This window comes from Brachybacterium sp. p3-SID957, from assembly GCF_025144775.1.
Lineage (GTDB): Bacteria > Actinomycetota > Actinomycetes > Actinomycetales > Dermabacteraceae > Brachybacterium > Brachybacterium epidermidis.
In genome coordinates this window covers 1-15,925 of sequence record NZ_JALXKT010000070.1, presented here as the reverse complement: position 1 = coordinate 15,925, position 15,925 = coordinate 1, and the positions used below count along the sequence as shown (strand labels likewise).

18 protein-coding genes are annotated in these 15,925 nt (G+C 67.5%); 10 read left to right on the top strand and 8 right to left on the bottom strand.

Going from position 1 to position 15,925, the window contains the following annotated elements:
* Positions 1–807: 807 nt before the first annotated feature.
* The 4 genes from M3B01_RS12780 to M3B01_RS12765 all read left to right on the top strand — a co-directional run bounded on the left by M3B01_RS12780 (position 808) and on the right by M3B01_RS12765 (position 5,416).
* Positions 808–1,101, top strand: coding sequence for a cation transporter (locus M3B01_RS12780; protein WP_106507800.1), 294 nt, complete (start codon positions 808–810; stop codon positions 1,099–1,101).
* Between the two features lie 50 nt (positions 1,102–1,151).
* Positions 1,152–3,569, top strand: coding sequence for a heavy metal translocating P-type ATPase (locus M3B01_RS12775; RefSeq protein WP_396123371.1), 2,418 nt, complete (start codon positions 1,152–1,154; stop codon positions 3,567–3,569).
* Positions 3,559–4,272: a response regulator transcription factor gene (locus M3B01_RS12770; protein WP_259792590.1), complete on the top strand. Its 714-nt coding sequence runs from the start codon at positions 3,559–3,561 to the stop codon at positions 4,270–4,272. The genes M3B01_RS12775 and M3B01_RS12770 overlap by 11 nt, the downstream gene beginning before the upstream one ends.
* Before the next feature lie 67 nt (positions 4,273–4,339).
* Positions 4,340–5,416, top strand: coding sequence for a cell wall metabolism sensor histidine kinase WalK (locus M3B01_RS12765; protein ID WP_259792593.1), 1,077 nt, complete (start codon positions 4,340–4,342; stop codon positions 5,414–5,416).
* Between the two features lie 18 nt (positions 5,417–5,434).
* Here M3B01_RS12765 and M3B01_RS12760 read toward each other — a convergent pair whose 3' ends face one another.
* The 4 genes from M3B01_RS12760 to M3B01_RS12745 form a co-directional block, all read right to left on the bottom strand.
* Complete coding sequence (locus tag M3B01_RS12760) at positions 5,435–6,202, bottom strand: cytochrome c biogenesis CcdA family protein (protein WP_259792589.1); 768 nt, start codon at positions 6,200–6,202, stop codon at positions 5,435–5,437.
* Positions 6,202–6,798: a TlpA disulfide reductase family protein gene (locus tag M3B01_RS12755; RefSeq protein WP_259792588.1), complete on the bottom strand. Its 597-nt coding sequence runs from the start codon at positions 6,796–6,798 to the stop codon at positions 6,202–6,204. The genes M3B01_RS12760 and M3B01_RS12755 overlap by 1 nt, the downstream gene beginning before the upstream one ends.
* Positions 6,799–6,857: 59 nt before the next feature.
* A complete protein-coding gene (locus M3B01_RS12750) occupies positions 6,858–7,334 on the bottom strand; it encodes a CueP family metal-binding protein (protein WP_259792587.1) in 477 nt (158 codons plus the stop codon).
* 176 nt (positions 7,335–7,510) lie between these two features.
* On the bottom strand, positions 7,511–8,095 hold the full coding sequence (locus M3B01_RS12745; protein ID WP_126988720.1) for a YdhK family protein: 585 nt from the start codon (positions 8,093–8,095) through the stop codon (positions 7,511–7,513).
* A gap of 221 nt (positions 8,096–8,316) precedes the next feature.
* Between M3B01_RS12745 and M3B01_RS12740 the strand changes: the two genes are divergently transcribed.
* Positions 8,317–8,727 (top strand): four-helix bundle copper-binding protein, encoded by a 411-nt coding sequence (locus M3B01_RS12740; protein WP_259792581.1) that lies wholly within the window; start codon positions 8,317–8,319, stop codon positions 8,725–8,727.
* A 76-nt stretch (positions 8,728–8,803) separates the two neighbouring features.
* On the opposite strand, the gene M3B01_RS12735 is transcribed toward M3B01_RS12740, so the two are convergent.
* The 3 genes from M3B01_RS12735 to M3B01_RS12725 all read right to left on the bottom strand — a co-directional run bounded on the left by M3B01_RS12735 (position 8,804) and on the right by M3B01_RS12725 (position 11,285).
* Complete coding sequence (locus tag M3B01_RS12735) at positions 8,804–9,361, bottom strand: NlpC/P60 family protein (protein WP_311203231.1); 558 nt, start codon at positions 9,359–9,361, stop codon at positions 8,804–8,806.
* 922 nt (positions 9,362–10,283) lie between these two features.
* Positions 10,284–10,640: a hypothetical protein gene (locus M3B01_RS12730; protein ID WP_259792577.1), complete on the bottom strand. Its 357-nt coding sequence runs from the start codon at positions 10,638–10,640 to the stop codon at positions 10,284–10,286.
* Positions 10,641–10,703: 63 nt separating this feature from the next.
* The gene (locus tag M3B01_RS12725; RefSeq protein WP_259792575.1) at positions 10,704–11,285 is read right to left on the bottom strand and encodes an HAD family hydrolase; all 582 of its coding nucleotides are present in this window, start codon (positions 11,283–11,285) and stop codon (positions 10,704–10,706) included.
* Positions 11,286–11,514: 229 nt separating this feature from the next.
* Between M3B01_RS12725 and M3B01_RS12720 the strand changes: the two genes are divergently transcribed.
* From M3B01_RS12720 to M3B01_RS12705, 4 genes are all read left to right on the top strand, one after another.
* A complete protein-coding gene (locus M3B01_RS12720) occupies positions 11,515–12,030 on the top strand; it encodes a GNAT family N-acetyltransferase (protein WP_259792574.1) in 516 nt (171 codons plus the stop codon).
* An 83-nt stretch (positions 12,031–12,113) separates the two neighbouring features.
* The gene (locus M3B01_RS12715; RefSeq protein WP_259792573.1) at positions 12,114–12,644 is read left to right on the top strand and encodes a phosphoribosyltransferase family protein; all 531 of its coding nucleotides are present in this window, start codon (positions 12,114–12,116) and stop codon (positions 12,642–12,644) included.
* A 63-nt stretch (positions 12,645–12,707) separates the two neighbouring features.
* On the top strand, positions 12,708–13,304 hold the full coding sequence (locus M3B01_RS12710) for a class I SAM-dependent methyltransferase (protein WP_259792570.1): 597 nt from the start codon (positions 12,708–12,710) through the stop codon (positions 13,302–13,304).
* A gap of 46 nt (positions 13,305–13,350) precedes the next feature.
* A complete protein-coding gene (locus tag M3B01_RS12705) occupies positions 13,351–13,533 on the top strand; it encodes a hypothetical protein (RefSeq protein WP_259792567.1) in 183 nt (60 codons plus the stop codon).
* Positions 13,534–13,596: 63 nt separating this feature from the next.
* Here M3B01_RS12705 and M3B01_RS12700 read toward each other — a convergent pair.
* Positions 13,597–14,762, bottom strand: a protein-coding gene (locus M3B01_RS12700; protein ID WP_259792564.1) for an IS3 family transposase whose coding sequence is annotated in 2 segments (ribosomal slippage) — positions 13,597–14,475 and positions 14,478–14,762 — 1,164 coding nt in all. Because the reading frame shifts where the segments join, the coding sequence is not laid out codon by codon here.
* Between the two features lie 533 nt (positions 14,763–15,295).
* On the opposite strand from M3B01_RS12700, the gene M3B01_RS12695 reads away from it, so the two are divergent.
* Positions 15,296–15,862 carry a recombinase family protein gene (locus M3B01_RS12695; RefSeq protein ID WP_259792561.1) on the top strand — a complete coding sequence of 189 codons (567 nt, stop codon included), beginning with the start codon at positions 15,296–15,298 and terminating at the stop codon, positions 15,860–15,862.
* Positions 15,863–15,925 lie beyond the last annotated feature (63 nt).

The following is a 15,925-nucleotide window of genomic DNA, read 5'->3' as shown; positions in this document are numbered from 1 at the left end:
GTGACCACCTTGATGTCGCGGGCGCGGATGTTCTCAGCGTTGGTGGGCACGCTCCATGGTGTCACCAGCGAGCGGAGACCCTGCCGGGTCTCAGTAGGAACGCTCCGTGCAGCTCGAGAGTCCCGCAATGACGGGAGGGGGCGGGTTGCTCCCGCCCCTCCCGTCATCTCATCGTCGGTGTCGTCCGCCGCGACCCCGTTGCTCCCGGCTCCGAGTCTGCTCGGCCTCACGCAGCCGCAGTACGGCTGCGCAGAGGTTCAGCAGCGCCGTCGCCAGTGCCGCCACCGCCACCAGCGCCTCCGTGATCTCCCGACTCACCCCCTCCCCTCCAGCGGGCGCGCCACCCTATGGGCCGACCCCGACCCGCGGCGCGCTCGGGCATGCCGCAGCGGCGTGTCCGCGGCGCCGCGGGCTAGCCCGGACCGCCGCGGCCGGCACTAGCCGATAGCTGGTCTTTCCGGCTAGCGCCCGTTGGGGCCGGGACCTTAATAGCTCAAAAGCGGCTGCCCGGGCCGCGGGCGTGATTTCGGGGGTTCCTGCTAATGGCGGCGCCGCACGCAACTGCGAGCAGCAGGACGGGCAGGCTCGGCCGTTCTTCGATCGCGGACGAGAGCGTGTCCGACGAGAGCCGCGCAGCCGGCACCGAGCGACCGGTCGACCGGTCGACCCCATGCTCCCGCAGTGAATCACTTGCCAAATACCCCCGGGGGGTATAAAACTGAGGGGAGCAACGACAGTTTCCGCCGCTGCTGCACCCTCTGATGCGAGGAGTACCTCATGAGGCCCGAGACACTTCGACCCCTGCCGATGGCTTCCACCGGCTGTTCCTGCTGCGCCACCGCCCCGGTGGAGGACCGCGCCGCTGCTGAGGCGACTGCGACGTCCGCGGCCGAGACCACGACGTATCCGGTGCGGGGCATGACCTGTGGTCATTGCGCCGACAGCGTGACCACGGCAATCACCGTTCTCGAGGGCGTGGAGGAAGTACGGATCGACCTGGCGCCCGGTGGGATCTCCACCGTGACCGTGGCCGGAGCTGCCGCACCGGCCGCCGTCCGCGCCGCCGTCGCGGAGGCCGGCTACACCGTGGCCGACGCCTGACCCACCCCGGCAATACCCAGCCCCGTCCGGGGCCTTGCGGAAGGGACACCATGAGCACCCCCCACCACCACCGCCACGACCACCCGGTTACCCCCGAACCCGACCACGCCGGGCACGACATGGCCCAGCACGGGCATCACCGCGGCACGGGCCCACACGGCCCGGCGGACGCTCCGCCGGGCGGGGACCGTCATGGCGGCTACGATGCCGAGCAGATGGCGCACGAGGGGCATGCCCTGCCGACCGCCACGCACACCGGCCATGACATGACCGGGCACGGTGAGCACGACATGGCGGGCCACGAGCACCACGACCCGCACGCGGGGCACGACATGTCGGGTCACGGGGGCCATGCGGGTCATGGTGATCACGTGGGGATGTTCCGTCGGCTGTTCTGGATCATGCTCGTCCTTGCTATCCCGACGGTACTGCTGAACGGGATGTTCGCTGACCTGCTCGGCTATGCGCTGCCGGACGCGGCCTGGGTGCCGTGGGTCTCGCCGGTCCTGGGCACGGTCATGTACCTGTGGGGCGGTCGACCGTTCCTGACGGGCGCGGTCGAGGAGATCCGGGATCGCAAGCCCGGGATGATGCTCCTGATCGGGATGGCGATCACGGTCGCCTTCGTTTCCTCGCTCGGCGCCAGCCTCGGACTGCTCTCCCACGAGCTCGATTTCTGGTGGGAGCTCGCCCTCCTGATCGTGATCATGCTGCTGGGCCACTGGCTCGAGATGCGCTCCCTCGCGCAGACCTCCTCCGCGCTGGATTCCCTGGCCGCGCTCCTGCCCGACCAGGCCGAGAAGATCGAGGGCGAGGACATCGTCGCGGTTTCCCCGGCCGAGCTGCAGCTCGGAGACGTCGTGATCGTGCGACCCGGTGGCCGGGTCCCGGCCGACGGGGAAGTCATCGATGGTGGCGCCGATGTCGACGAGTCGATGATCACCGGCGAGTCCAGCCCCGTTCGTCGCGAGATCGGTGATCAGGTCGTCGCCGGCACGGTGGCGACGGACAACGCGCTGCGCGTGCGCGTCACCGCGATCGGTGAGGACACCGCCCTGTCGGGCATCCAGCGCCTGGTCGCCAACGCCCAATCCTCCACGACCCGGGCCCAGCTGCTCGCGGACAGAGCCGCCGGCTGGCTGTTCTGGTACGCGCTGATCGCGGCGATCGTCACCGCGATCGTGTGGACAGTCGTCGGGGTGCCCGAGAGTGCACTGGTCCGCGCGATCACCGTTCTGGTCATCGCCTGCCCTCACGCGCTGGGTCTGGCGATCCCGTTGGTGGTGTCCATCTCGACCGAGCGGGCCGCGAAGGGGGGCGTCCTGGTCAAGGAGCGTGCCGCCCTGGAGCGGATGCGCACCATCGACACCGTCCTGTTCGACAAGACGGGCACGCTGACCAAGGGCGAGCCCGCCCTGAACCACGTCACCACCGTCGGCACCCTGGGCGAGGACGAGCTGCTCGCGCTGGCCGCCGCGGCCGAAGCCGACAGCGAGCACCCCCTCGCCCGGGCGATCGCCGCCGCCGCCGACGACCGCCGGCTCGACGTGCCGCGCGCCACCGAGTTCCAGTCCACCACCGCGGTCGGCGTCAGCGCGACCGTGGACGGGCGCACCGTCCAGGTCGGCGGACCCAACCTGCTGGCCGAGCACGGTCACCAGCCGCTGCCGGCGACCGGGTCGTGGTCGGCCGACGGAGCGATCGTCCTCCATGTCCTCCTCGACGGGCAGGTCACGGGAGCGATCGGCCTGGCCGACGAAGTGCGCCAGGAATCTCGCGAGGCCGTCGATGCCCTGCATGAGCTGGGAATCCGCGTCGTCATGATCACGGGCGATGCCCAGCCCGTTGCCCGCGCCGTGGCCGGCGAGCTCGGTATCGACCAGGTCTTCGCCCAGGTGCGCCCGGAGCACAAGAGCGAGAAGGTCCTCGAGCTCCAGCGCGACGGACGAGCCGTGGCGATGGTCGGCGACGGCGTCAACGATGCCCCCGCCCTCGCGCAGGCCGACGTCGGCATCGCGATCGGTGCCGGCACCGACGTCGCGATCGCCTCCGCCGGCGTGATCCTGGCCTCCGACGATCCCCGCTCGGTACTCTCGGTGATCCAGCTCTCCCGTGCCAGTTACCGCAAGATGAAGCAGAACCTGTGGTGGGCTGCCGGGTACAACATCGCCGCCGTTCCGCTGGCCGCCGGTGTCCTGGCGCCGATCGGATTCGTACTGCCCATGTCGGTCGGCGCGATCCTGATGTCGTTGTCCACTGTCGTTGTGGCCTTGAATGCGCAGATGCTGCGCCGACTGGATCTGACCCCTGCCAAGAGCGCGGCGCGCCTGGCCGGCCGCGAGAGCTCGACCTCGGTGTCGACGACCCAGTCTTCGAGCCGCGCGGGCTCGGCCAGCTCCCGGTCGGACTCGAGCAGGACCTCCACGGCGCCCAGGAACGGAGATCAGACTGGAGCCCATGAGGAGTGAATCGGCTCGAGCTGCAGCGACGGTTCTCGTTGTCGAAGACGAAGTCGCGCTCTCGGACGTCGTGCAGGCATACCTCGTGAAGGCCGGCTACGCCACGGGGAGCGCTCGAAGCGGTCCGGAGGCGGTGGAGGTAGCCCGCGCCTTGTCACCGGACGTGATCATCCTCGATCTCGGCCTGCCTGGCCTCGATGGCTTGGAGGTGATGCGGAGGATCCGCGCCTTCTCCGACTGCTACGTGCTGATCACGACGGCGCGATCAGAGGAGGTTGATCGCCTGGTGGGCCTGTCGGTGGGTGCGGATGACTACCTCACCAAACCGTTCAGCGTGCGTGAACTTGTCGCCCGGGTCCAGGCCGTGCTGCGGCGGCCCCGCGGCGAGCCCGGGACCGCTCCTTCGGGGACCGTGCGGGCATTCGGAGAGCTTGAGCTCGATACGGCTGCCCAGGAGGTGCGGCTCGCTGGCCAACCAGTCCCGCTGACCCCCACCGAAAGGGGACTGCTTATGACCCTGGCCCGTCGGCCGGGCCAGGTCTTCAGCCGCCACCAGCTGATGGAAGCCGTCTGGGGTGATGCCTGGATCGGAGATGACCATCTCGTCGATGTGCATATTGCCAACCTGCGACGAAAACTGGACGAGACAGCGGGTTCGGCACGGTATGTCACCACGGTCCGCGGTATCGGGTACCGGATGGGGAAGGGGTGAGGGCGTGACTGATCCCCGCTCATCGGCCAGAACGATCCGCCCCGGCACGAGCCTCGCCTCACGTTTGATGATCGGCCAGCTCATCGTGCTGTGTGCCGGCGCCGTCAGCATCACCGCTCTGACGGTGATGATCGGACCCGCCGTCTTCCACTATCACCTGCTCCAGACTGCTCTTCCGGTGGGCAGCGCTGAGATTCTGCATATCGAGCGCGCCTACCGTGACGCCCTCGCCCTCGCCCTGGGGGTCGGACTGGTGGTCTCCCTCCTAGCGGCAGGCCTGGTCACCTGGAGACTGGCGCGACGACTCCGGCAGACACTCCACCGCCTCACCCTGGCCGTGGACGAACTCTCCCGAGGCCACTACTCCACTCGGGTGCCCGCCCTCGGTGCGGGAACCGAGCTGGACTCTCTGGCCGCCACGCTCAACGACATGGCTGCACGCCTAGATGCCGTCGAAGAGAATCGCCGCCGGCTGCTCTCTGACCTCGCCCACGAGCTACGTACTCCCATTGCTACTCTCTCGGCACATCACGAGGCGATGGCTGATGGTGTCATCGAGCCGGAGGCGGCCATGCCCATCCTTGTCGGTCAGACCATACGCCTGTCCCGGCTGGCCGACGACATCAGCGAGGTGTCCCGTGCCGAAGAGGGACAGCTCCCGGTGGAGCTGCGGCCCACGTCGGTCCGCGACCTGCTGGACTCAACACTCCAGGAATGGGAGGAGAGGTTCGAGGCAGCGGGTGTGGCATTGCGACGAGATTTCGTTATGCGCCGCTCCCCGATCATTCACGCCGACCCGGACCGCCTCGCCCAGGTACTCGGAAACCTCCTGAGCAATGCCCTGCGGCACACCTCGCCCGGGGGCGCCGTCACTCTCTCAGCGCTCACCACCGGCGACGTGGTGGAGATCGCGGTGTCCGACGACGGTGAGGGTTTCACCGCGCGTGACCAGGCGCGGCTGTTCGAACGCTTCTTCCGCGCCGACAGCGCTCGCACCCGTGAGAACTCCGGCTCGGGAATCGGCTTGACGATCAGTCGCGCACTCGTGGATGCGCACGGCGGGACCATGGCTGCCGCCAGTGAGGGGCCCGGGCGGGGAGCCGTCTTCACCATCCGGCTTCCTCGAGCGACCGTTGAACGCTGATCCTCGAGAGCAGCACCCTTAGACGATCGTGGTGAAGGTGCCGATCTGGACCTGCAGGAGCGCCATCCACTGCTCCCACACCCCGGAGACCAGCAGCAGCCCGATGGTGATCAGGACGGACCCGCCGACGATCTGGAGCGTGCGGCGATGCCGGGACAGCATCTTGGAGATTCCTAGGGCGCGCCGGAACACGAGGGCGAAGAGGATGAACGGGATCCCGAGCCCGATCGCATAGCCGAAAGCCAGGAGAGCGCCGCGGCTCGCGGATGCCTCCCCGAGGCTGAGTGCGGCGACTGCGGCGAACGTCGGCCCGATGCACGGGGTCCAGGAGAAGCCGAACGTGATCCCGAGCAGCGGGGCGCCGGCGAGTCCGGCATCGGGGCGCTTCCGGATCCTTTTCACACCGGAGAGGCGGGGGAAGATTCCCACGAACACCAGGCCCATGAGGATCACCAGCACTCCGGAGATCCGATTGATCGCGCTGGTGTACTGGATCACCAATGACCCGAGTGCACCGACGAAACCGCCGATGACCAGGAATACCGCAGTGAACCCGGCGACGAACAGCACAGCGCCGGTGACCAGGCGCCATGGCCGTTCCCCGGGATCGCCGGTGCGGGGCGGCCCGGCGCTTCCTCCGGTGAGCCCGGTGATGTATCCGAGGTAGCCGGGGACCACCGGAAGCACGCACGGCGAGAGGAACGCGACCAGACCGGCCACCATCGACAGCAGCAGGGCTGCGGCCAGGGGTCCGCTCAGCACGGTGGTGGCGAACAGTTCACCCATCAGGCGGCCTCCGCTAGCACGGCATCCAAGAGGCTCTCTAGGGTGCTCTGATCGGCTGCGCCCGCGATCCGGGCGGCTACTCGTCCTTCAGCATCGAGGATCAAAGTCGTGGGGACGGCGTTGGGCGAAACGCTGCCGTCCATGGACGCGATCACCGCTCCGTCGGTGTCGGGGATCGAGGGGTAGGTGATGCCGAAGGTCTCCTCGAACGCGGCGGCTGGCCCGGCCTTGTCGCGCGTGTTCACGCCCACGAATTCCACTCCCAGGGCGCTGTACTCGGAGTGCACGGCCTTCAGCGCCGGTGCTTCGACCCGGCACGGCGGACACGACGCATACCAGACGTTGATCAGCAAGGGTGCACCGCGCAGCGCCGTGGAGTCGAAGTCGTCGCCGTCGTAGGTGGTTCCCCGAATCTCCAGAGGATCGGCGCGTCCCTCCGGGGGGATCTCGACGACGACACCATCGCCGGAGACGTACCCGGCGTTCGCCTCGCTCGCGGCGTCCGAAGAACTGCTGCACGCCGCAAGAAGGGGCGCGAGGACGAGCAGGCTCCCGCCCAGTCGGAGCGTGGTCCGACGACTCAGGCGTGGTGTCACGCTCCGCCCAGTTGGGCCGACCACCGAATGCCAGAAGGCGGACCGGGTGCTTCGCCTGCTCACGTCAGCTGGAGACTGGTCAGACAGGTCAGATCATCCTCCGCCTGGGTCGAGATGGACGCGGTCCCCGTGTAGTCCTCGAGGGCGCACGTGAGCTCGGCGGTGATCCCGCGCGGCAACCAGAAACCGACGAACCCGTTGTCATGCGTGGTGCGAGTGCCCTCCTCAAGGACCTCGCCCGAGCTGCTGTCGACCACGCTCACGGTGAGCTCGCGGCTGCGCAGTTCTCCGCGGCACGTGGTCAGGCTGTGGAAGGCGCACTCGTGGGTGGTCTCGACGAACGGGGCCACCGACAAGTAGAACTGGTCCTCGGGAAGGGGCAGCTCGGCCTCGCGCCCTGCATCGTCTTGGAGCTGCAGAGACGTCGCGGTGACGCTGGCGATCAGATCCTGCGGTCGCTCAGCCACCGGGAGTGCCTCGAGCCGGTCGATGATCTCGTGCGCGTCCGCGTCGGCGAAGCCATGTTCCTGAAGCAACTCCTGATCACCAGTGATGGATGCGGGCTCGGCCCCGCCGGCCCCGCAGCCGGCGACCACGAGCGGGAACAGGCCGGCACCGAGCACGAGCGATCGGCGCGGCAACCGGCCGGTGCGACGACGGGGCCTACCCCCGGAGGAGGCGAGCGCACCTCGAGGGCTCGACGGGGAGGTCATCACGCAGGCTCGATCTCGCTCTCGACGACCCACTTGTGGTTCGTCATCATCATCCCGTCGGCTTCGTAATCGACCATGTACACGGTCTCCTCGGTGGCACTGTCGATGGTGGCCTCAGCACCCTCCATCCCGGTCATGTGATCGGCGGTGATGACCACCTCGGTGCCCTCTGCCAGCGGTGCCTCGCCCGGGTTCTCGAGCTCCTCGTGAACGACCCACTTGTGGTCAGTGACCGGCTCACCGCCATCGGTCGGCGTGAAGCTGACCGAGTAGGTCGTGGTGTCGAAGGCGCCCGAGATCGTCGCCGTCGCCCCCTCCATGCCCTCCATGTGGTCCGCCGTGAGCGTCACCTCCGTGCCGACCGGGAACTCGGGATCCTCCGCAGACGCCATACCTTCGGGCGCAGGGCCGCCATCCATCGGGTGCTCCATGCCGCCGTGGCTGCCTCCATCGGACGCCTCCGACGCTTCTGACTCGCCCGGCGTCTGACCCTCCTCAGACCCGCTGTCGGTGCAGCCGGCAAACACAATCGCACCGGTGACGACGACGGCCGCGAGACGGCCGAGAGAGCGACGAGAACGCATGATTTCTCCTAGTCAGAGGACACTTGGCACCAGCCTATGACCCCTAGATCAAGGTCTCCTCAAGGTCAGATCTTGACTTCTTGAGCACAACGTTGGCCAGTCATTCCGCATTGCCTCCAAACGAGTGGTCTATCCGCTTCCGTCCTTCGGGGGGCGATGGCTAGCGTCGTCAGGACGGGCCGGCATCCGCCGGTCCGTCCGGAACGAGAAGGAGCAGAATCATGACTGATCGCGTGGCATCCATGCTCAAGACCTACCCGAAGGACCTCGGCACCATCGACCAGCAGAAGCTCGCCGAATGCATCGAGGCCTGCTTCGAGTGCGCCCAGACCTGCACCGCCTGCGCGGACGCCTGCCTGGCCGAAGACATGGTGGCGGAGCTGACCCAGTGCATCCGCCTGAACCAGGACTGCGCCGACGTCTGCGAGACGACCGGCCGGGTCCTGTCCCGTCAGACGGGCAATAACGTCGCCCTCAACCGTGCACTGCTCGAGGCATGTCAGGCGGCGTGCCGCTCCTGCGCCGAGGAGTGCGAGAAGCACGCCGGCATGCACGAGCACTGCAAGGTCTGCGCCGACGCCTGCCGACGCTGCGAGCAGGCCTGTGCAGAGCTGTTGGCCTCGATCAGCTGACACCGCTGCCTCTGCACGTAGAGGGAGCCCCGACCGTTGGTCGAGGCTCCCTCTGCGCGGGCGTTGCGACCTGCGGTCAGCGGAAGGTGACGAAGGTCGGCGAACCCCAGATGGTGCGCTCGCTGACGGAGCCCTTGCTGTTGCCGGCGTCGATCACCGTGTTGCCGCCCGCGTAGATCCCGAGGTGGCCGGGCCACACCACGAGGTCGCCGGGCTGGGCCTCGGACTTCGAGATCGTGGTGCCGGCCGCGACCTGCTGCGACGAGGTGCGGGGCAGGTCGATGCCGGCCTGCGCGTACGCGTACGAGGTCAGCCCCGAGCAGTCGAAGCTGACACCCGGCTTGGAGGTCCCCCACGAGTACGAGACCCCGACCTGGCTGCGCGCGGCGTCGACGATCGCCTGCTGAGAATTCGTCGCAGAGTGCGCCGGAGCCGGAGCAGACGTTCCGCCGGTAGAGATCGAAGCGCCCCCGCCGTTCAGTGCACCGCGGGTCTGCGGGCCCACGACCCCGTCGATCTTCAGGTCGTGCGAGCGCTGGAAGTCCTTCACGGCCCCATGGGTGAGCCGACCGAACTTGCCGTCCACGGACAGTGAGGCACCGTGCTCGTTCAGTGCCGTCTGGAGCTGCTCCACGGCAGAACCCTGGGAACCCCACCGCAGCTTCTCGGCCCCCAACGCAGACGTCGCATGTGCAGGGGCCGGCGTCGCCGGCGCGGCAGCCTGTGCAGTAACGGCAGGTGCAGCGGGCAACGCGGCAGGGGCGGCCTGTGCGGGGCCCGCGAGCAGCGCGGATCCGAGGACGACCGTGCCGAGCACAGCGGCACCGCCCGTGCCCCGCAGAGCCCGACCAGCGATCCCTACGGGCGTGACTGCTCGGCCGACGGCCCGATGGGTGTTGTTCTGGGACATGGTTCTGCTCCTTAAGTTCCCCTCCTCGAGACGGGAGGGAGTCGATGACTTCGTCAGTGCCACAGCGACAGCGGAGCGAGCAACGAGGCGACGGCTCATGTCGTGGGCGGCGAGATCAACCTACGGCCCTGACCAGCCCCACAGAACAACGATGGGAGGGTCCACCGAAGGATTTAGCCGATCCTTGACTCCACAGCCGTGCATACCCCCGGGGGGTAGGGATCGCCTTTGCCTTCGTTGGGCAGACTGTGGCTTAGGTGGAGCACGACGCCTCACGGGTCGGCGATCCCGACGTCAGCGCGCCAAGGCGTAGCTTTCCTCCTGGCGGGCTGCGGAGATCACCGGCACGGGCGTCTCGTGCTGGCCCTCACCCCTGTAGGGAGCGGTGCGCTGCCCTCGGCGACTTCGGCGACTTCGGCGGCGAGGACCGGGCCGACTAGGTCCAGACATCGAAGAGCACGCGAGTAAGCAGCGCGATGAGAATCGCGAGCGCCACGGCGGTGTTTCAGATCATGCTCCGGCGGCCGGCGGCCGGCGGCCGCGGCGGGTAAGGGCGAGTGCGTCGAGGGTCGACCGCATGCCATGATTCGGCTCATGGCAGTTGCTTCGTTGGGGTATACCTCTTTGATGCACTGGGGTCATCCGCTCACTCATTCAAGAAGCGGCCGAGGACGGTGATGTCCGGACTGATGCTGTGTCCGACCATGCCGAGGTGCAGGACCCCATCCTGGTCTGTCACGCTCCGGTGCACCACGCCGGCGACGTGGCACAGGACCAGGGGTCCCTCAGACCCAGCCTCGCGGAGGACTTCTCCGAGGCGTAGCCAGAGTCTGCTGGAGTGGTCGTCGCAGTATGAGTCGACCGTGGCCCGCACCTCGACAGCATCGCCGAGGACTCCGGCACGCAGGACGGTCTCGAGACGGACTCCGCCGATATCCGACTCCCCATCGCGGGGAAGCAGCTCGACGGACACAAGTCTGCCTGTCGCGTTGATGTCTCTCATTCGCGAGTACCTCCGGCTGGGCTCAGGGGCGGATCGGATGCACCATCGCCGTGCTGGGCGGGATCAGCGTGCAAGGAGTTCGTGTCGGGCGAGTGCGGCGCGCAGCGGGCCGATACCGGTGAAGTGATGGACGTGCATGCCGCAGGACCGGGCGCCGTGCAGCTTGCGCTCCGAGTCGTCGGTGAAGAACACCTCGTGAGCCTCGACCCCGAGGTGATCGAGAACGTGAAGGAAGACGCGTTCGTCCGGCTTGACGTAGCCGATGGCGGCGGAGTTGAAGATCGGGTCGAAGTGTCTGACCAGGCCGAGCTCGGCGGCTTCCGCAGGGATTGTGTCGGTGCCGTTGGTCAAGATCGCGGTCACGATGCCGGCTTCGCGGAGCTCCGCCGCGAGCTGCAGGATGTTCGGGTCCACTCGCGATGGCTGAGAGCCCCACTCCGCCGCGGCGGCGGCGCTGCCGACGTGCCGAGCAATCATCTCCACCCAGGCGGCACGACTGATGCGCCCGGTGGTGACGTCCTCGATCTGGGGCTGAGCGAACGCGAAGAACTCGATCGCTTCCTCGGCGATCCCGTGGCGACGCTCGATCGCCCGCACGTGATCGGGATCGAAGTGCCGGACGACGCCGTCCAGATCAAACACCACCGCTCGAATCATGAACCCATACTCGCCCAAGCCGGAGCCGCAGCGTGGCGATGTGACGGAACGGCTGCAGAAACCATGACCTCCGCGCCGGTTGCGCCGTGCGGCCGTCCAAGGTGTAGGTATCCAATGCACGGCGGGCCGGACAGACAGCGGGCCCATACGGGCCGCCCGGCCCGTGCCATAAACGACCGTTTACGGCACGCCTATTGATGGGCGCTACCGTGAGCTGATGGACCTCGGAGCGCGCGTTGAGCAAGGACTGACCACAGACGTCCCGGAGGCTCAGAAGCTCATAGCCGAAGCTCGCCGCTGGCTGGCGGAGCGGTCCATCGATCAGTGGCAAGACCCGATCCCCGACAGAGTCCTCGAAGAGGATGTGCGGCGGGGGCATCTGTTCGTTGTCCGTGCGGACGATGGTCTAGCCGGGATGCTCGCGGTGGCCCGCTCGGATGAGGACACCTGGGGTCCCTCGTCGGCAAGAGCCCTCTACGTGCACCGGCTCGCAGTAGCGCAGCGGTATCGAGGGGCTCAGCTTGGCCCGAAGCTCCTTCGCTGGGCACAGGCGCACGCTGCCGAGCAGGGGCTGGACTGGCTCCGCTTGGACTGCGCTGCGAGCAACCCGGGGTTGCGTCGCTTCTATGAGCGCGACGGGTTTACCTATGTGCGGGACACCGCTGTTGGATCGCCTGACGGTCGCCGCACCTTCTCGGTGAGCCTCTATCAACGGCCCATCGGGGCGCACTAAATCCGACCCCGGACCCCAGAACGGACCGTTTGTGGCGCAGGAACTTCGTGGCCCATCGTCGAGGTGGGGGCTAGCGTTGATGCATGGTTGCCGACTCTCCCGCCGCTGACAGCGTGCTCTCTCACTTCCGGTGGATCGATGGGGACGCGGACACCTGGGAGATGCTTCGTGACCCGGACGCGTTGGCCACGATCGTTGGGGAGCTCGCGATGCTCTGTGCGGCGGATGCGCCCGACGTGATCGTCGGGATCGAGGCGCGCGGTTTCGTGGTGGCGCCGCTGGTGGCTCTGACGCTGGGGGTCGGATTCTCGCCGATCCGCAAGGGCGCTGCTATGTTCCCAGGGCCGGCAGTCGCCACGGAGAGTGCCCCGGACTACCGCGGAAGGACCCAGAAGCTCGCGGCCAGGACGGACCACCTAGGGCCGGGCGTGCGGGTCGCCCTCGTTGACGACTGGGTGGAGACCGGCAGTCAAGCGATCGCCGCTCGCCAGCTGATCGAGCAGACCGGGGCCGACCTCGTGAACGTCACGGTCATCGTGGACGAGGCGAGCGCGGAGGCCCGCATGTCGCTGCCGGTCATCCGGTCCATCGTGAGCGGCGACGACCTTCCTTAACGACCGTTTACGGCACAGTGTCCGCGTCGGCGTTGGAGAGCCGCTCATTACGATGAGGTGGTGATGGATGACGTGCAGAGGGCCTACGACCGTCGGTCTGCCGAGTACGCGGAGTTGCTGGGGTCTATGGATGCCGTGCATCCCTCGGACCGCGCACTAGTGGACTATTGGAGTGGTTTCATCACCGGGCGGGTGCTCGATGTGGGGTGTGGACCTGGGCACTGGACGGGCTACCTTCACCAGCGCGGGCTCGCTATTGGTGGGCTCGACCTGTCCCCGCGTTTCGTGGACCACGCTCGCGCCACGTTCCCTCACCTCAAGTTCGATGTGGGAAGCCTGGACGCGATTGCGGAGGCTTCGGGAGCGCTGGATGGGGTTCTGGCTTGGTATTCGCTCATCCACCTGACGCCAGGCCGGGTCCCTGAGGCATTGAGTGAGTTCGCGCGGGTCCTTAGGCCGGGCGGGAGGCTCCTGCTGGGGTTCTTCGAAGGACCGGAGATTGCGGCCTTCGAGCACGCCGTGGTCACGGCCTACTCGTGGCCAGTGGCCGCCCTGAGCCAGCACCTGCGCACTGCGGGGTTCGAAGTGGAGGAAACGCATTCCAGGACCGGGCCCGGATACCGGCCGCACGGCGCTATCACCGCGTTGCGCCACAGCTGACCGTTTGCGGCACACCCATGGTCTCGTAGGGCAGTAGCGTGAACAGATGAGCACCCCTCCCGCGTCCCGACTCGATGCCCGAAACCTCGACATCTTCGGCATCATGTCCACCACCACAGCCGGAATCGGGCTCGCGCTAGCGCTGTCGGGACAGCTGCACGTTGCCGAACGGCTCGCGCTCCACGTCAGGACCGGGCACCCGATCGCCCTGACGGCCTCGTTTCGATAGCGCCCGTGCCGGGGCTCATCTGCGCTCTGCTGGGACTGGTGCACGGTTGGGTGACAGCTGGGGTTAGGCCGCCAGTGTGACGGTCGGGTTCATGATGGTCTCGTATTCGATGGGGGTCAACCGGCGCAGGCCATCTTGTCGGCGGCGGCGGTGGTAGGTCCGTTCGATCCAGGTGATTATCGCGATCCGGAGCTCTTCTCGGGTGCGCCACCGCTTGCGGTCCAGGACGTTCTTCTGCAGCAGCGCGAAGAAGGACTCCATCGCGGCGTTGTCGCCGGCGGCACCGACCTGGCCCATTGATCCGATGAGGTGATGGCGGTGCAGAGCACGCACGAACTTCCTGGCTCGAAACTGCGACCCTCGATCCGAATGGACGATACAACCGGCCGTGTCGCTGCGGCGGATCACGGCGTTGTCCAGGGCGTTCACCGCGAGTCGGGACTTCATCCTGGAGTCCATGGAGTAACCCACGATCCGGTTCGAGAACACGTCCTTGATCGCGCAGAGGTAGAGCTTTCCCTCGTCGGTGGGATGCTCGGTGATATCGGTCAGCCAGAGTTCGTTGACGTCATCGGCGGTGAAGTCCCGCTGGACCAGGTCGTCATGCACGGCCGGGCCGGACCGCTTCCCGTTCTTTCCCCGCTTCTTCCCGAAAGCGGAGAACCACTGGTTGTCTCGGCAGATCCGCCACGCAGTCCGCCGACACATCACCTCCCCGGCGTCGGCAGCCTCGTCGGCCAGCAGTCGGTAGCCGAAGGTGTCATCGTCGCGGTGCGCGTCGAACAGGGCGTCGGCCCGGTAGGCCTCGACCAGCTCGGCCGCAGTGACCTGTTGTTTCCGCCAGCGGTAGTAGGGCTGGCGAGAGAGCTTCAGGACCCGCAGGGACACCGCGACGGGGATCCCGTCGGCGGCGAGCTCGCTCACGAGCGGGTAGTACCTTTTCCCGGCAGGTTCGCCTGGGAGAGGTAGGCAGCGGCACGGCGGAGGACCTCGTTCTCCTGCTCGAGCAGCCGGTTCCGGCGACGAAGCTCGCGCAGTTCGGTCGACTCTTCCCGGGTCTTGCCGGGTCGGTTTCCGTCCTCGACGTCGGCCTGGCGCATCCAGTTCGTCAGGCACGACTCGGAGATCCCGAAGTCCCGCGCGATCTGGGAGAGCTTCTGGCCAGGTTCACGGTTCCTCGCGACGCGCACGACGTCGTCGCGGAACTCCTGGGGGTAGGGAGCAGGCATGATGCACATCCTTCCCTGCGACGCTCCTCAGCGCCACAGATGATGTGTCACCTACCCGTGCACCAGTCCCGCTCGCGGTGATCCTTGGCGTAGCGGGCACCCACTCCCGTGAGACCAGGAGAGCTTGGTCCATCGTCGGCGTCGCCGTCGGAACCATCGCGGTGGCGCGCTCGGTGTCCGGCCTGCCCGTCAGTCTCATGCCGGACCCCATGTCGCCGCGAGGCCTGCGAGTCCCAGCTCGGCAAAGCGCGTCCCTCCCCCAAACCGACTGTTGGCGGCACGGGCTCTCCATCGCTGCTGGCTTGCGCGACCACTGCCTCCGCGCCTCGTGGGCCCGCACCAAACTGGGGCACCCCAGCAGGACAGTTACTCCGCGGTCATTTACGGTTCCCAATAGGGCCTGAAAGCGCAATTTTGCGACAGATGTGTCGCGCCAGGTATACCCAAACGCGACACAGATCGCGAAGTCATCATGCCTGTTCCACAAGGTCCCCCTCCACGTTCTGGCACGTGTCTCAGCTAGGGTCTTAGACATGAGTGGCACACAACGGGCCCCGGGGCAGCGCGTCGCATACCTCCGGGTGTCATCGGCCGACCAGAACCTCTCCCGGCAACTCGAAGCGGTGGGGGAGTGCGACCAGACCTTCACCGAGAAGCAGTCCGGCAAGAGCGCCGCCGACCGTCCGCAGCTTCAGGCGCTCATCCGACACGTACGCCGCGGCGACCACGTCGTCGTCGCCTCCATGGACCGGCTCGCCCGATCAGTCATCGACCTCAACGACATCGTCCAGCAGATCACCGGCGATCCCGCCGTGCACACTGAGCAGCACCCTCGGAAAGGCGCGAGCATCGAGTTCCTCAAAGAGCGACTCACCTTCGAGCCCGGACACACAGACCCCATGGCAGCGTTCCAGCTCAACATGATGGGCGCCTTCGCCCAGTTCGAGCGCGAACTCATCCGCCAACGCCAGGCCGAGGGTATCGCCGCCGCGAAGAAGCGCGGCGCCTACAAGGGCCGGCCCCGCAGCCTCGAGAGCGACCAGATCCGTTCCGTCCGCGACGCCGCCCTCGCCGGAACCCCTAACCTCGAGTTTTCATAGCGGTGTGGTCTCGATGGGTGGGAGGCATAGAGAAAGGTGCTCCTGGCCTGGGATGATACGGGG

Coding starts and splice junctions, on each gene's coding strand:
- M3B01_RS12780 (WP_106507800.1), top strand. CDS start 808: ATGGCTTCCACCGGCTGTTCCTGCTGCGCCACCGCCCCGGTGGAGGAC.
- M3B01_RS12775 (WP_396123371.1), top strand. CDS start 1,152: ATGAGCACCCCCCACCACCACCGCCACGACCACCCGGTTACCCCCGAA.
- M3B01_RS12740 (WP_259792581.1), top strand. CDS start 8,317: ATGACTGATCGCGTGGCATCCATGCTCAAGACCTACCCGAAGGACCTC.
- M3B01_RS12715 (WP_259792573.1), top strand. CDS start 12,114: ATGGTTGCCGACTCTCCCGCCGCTGACAGCGTGCTCTCTCACTTCCGG.
- M3B01_RS12720 (WP_259792574.1), top strand. CDS start 11,515: ATGGACCTCGGAGCGCGCGTTGAGCAAGGACTGACCACAGACGTCCCG.
- M3B01_RS12695 (WP_259792561.1), top strand. CDS start 15,296: ATGAGTGGCACACAACGGGCCCCGGGGCAGCGCGTCGCATACCTCCGG.
- M3B01_RS12745 (WP_126988720.1), bottom strand. CDS start 8,095: ATGCGTTCTCGTCGCTCTCTCGGCCGTCTCGCGGCCGTCGTCGTCACC.
- M3B01_RS12710 (WP_259792570.1), top strand. CDS start 12,708: ATGGATGACGTGCAGAGGGCCTACGACCGTCGGTCTGCCGAGTACGCG.
- M3B01_RS12730 (WP_259792577.1), bottom strand. CDS start 10,640: ATGAGAGACATCAACGCGACAGGCAGACTTGTGTCCGTCGAGCTGCTT.
- M3B01_RS12770 (WP_259792590.1), top strand. CDS start 3,559: ATGAGGAGTGAATCGGCTCGAGCTGCAGCGACGGTTCTCGTTGTCGAA.
- M3B01_RS12760 (WP_259792589.1), bottom strand. CDS start 6,202: ATGGGTGAACTGTTCGCCACCACCGTGCTGAGCGGACCCCTGGCCGCA.
- M3B01_RS12705 (WP_259792567.1), top strand. CDS start 13,351: ATGAGCACCCCTCCCGCGTCCCGACTCGATGCCCGAAACCTCGACATC.
- M3B01_RS12765 (WP_259792593.1), top strand. CDS start 4,340: ATGATCGGCCAGCTCATCGTGCTGTGTGCCGGCGCCGTCAGCATCACC.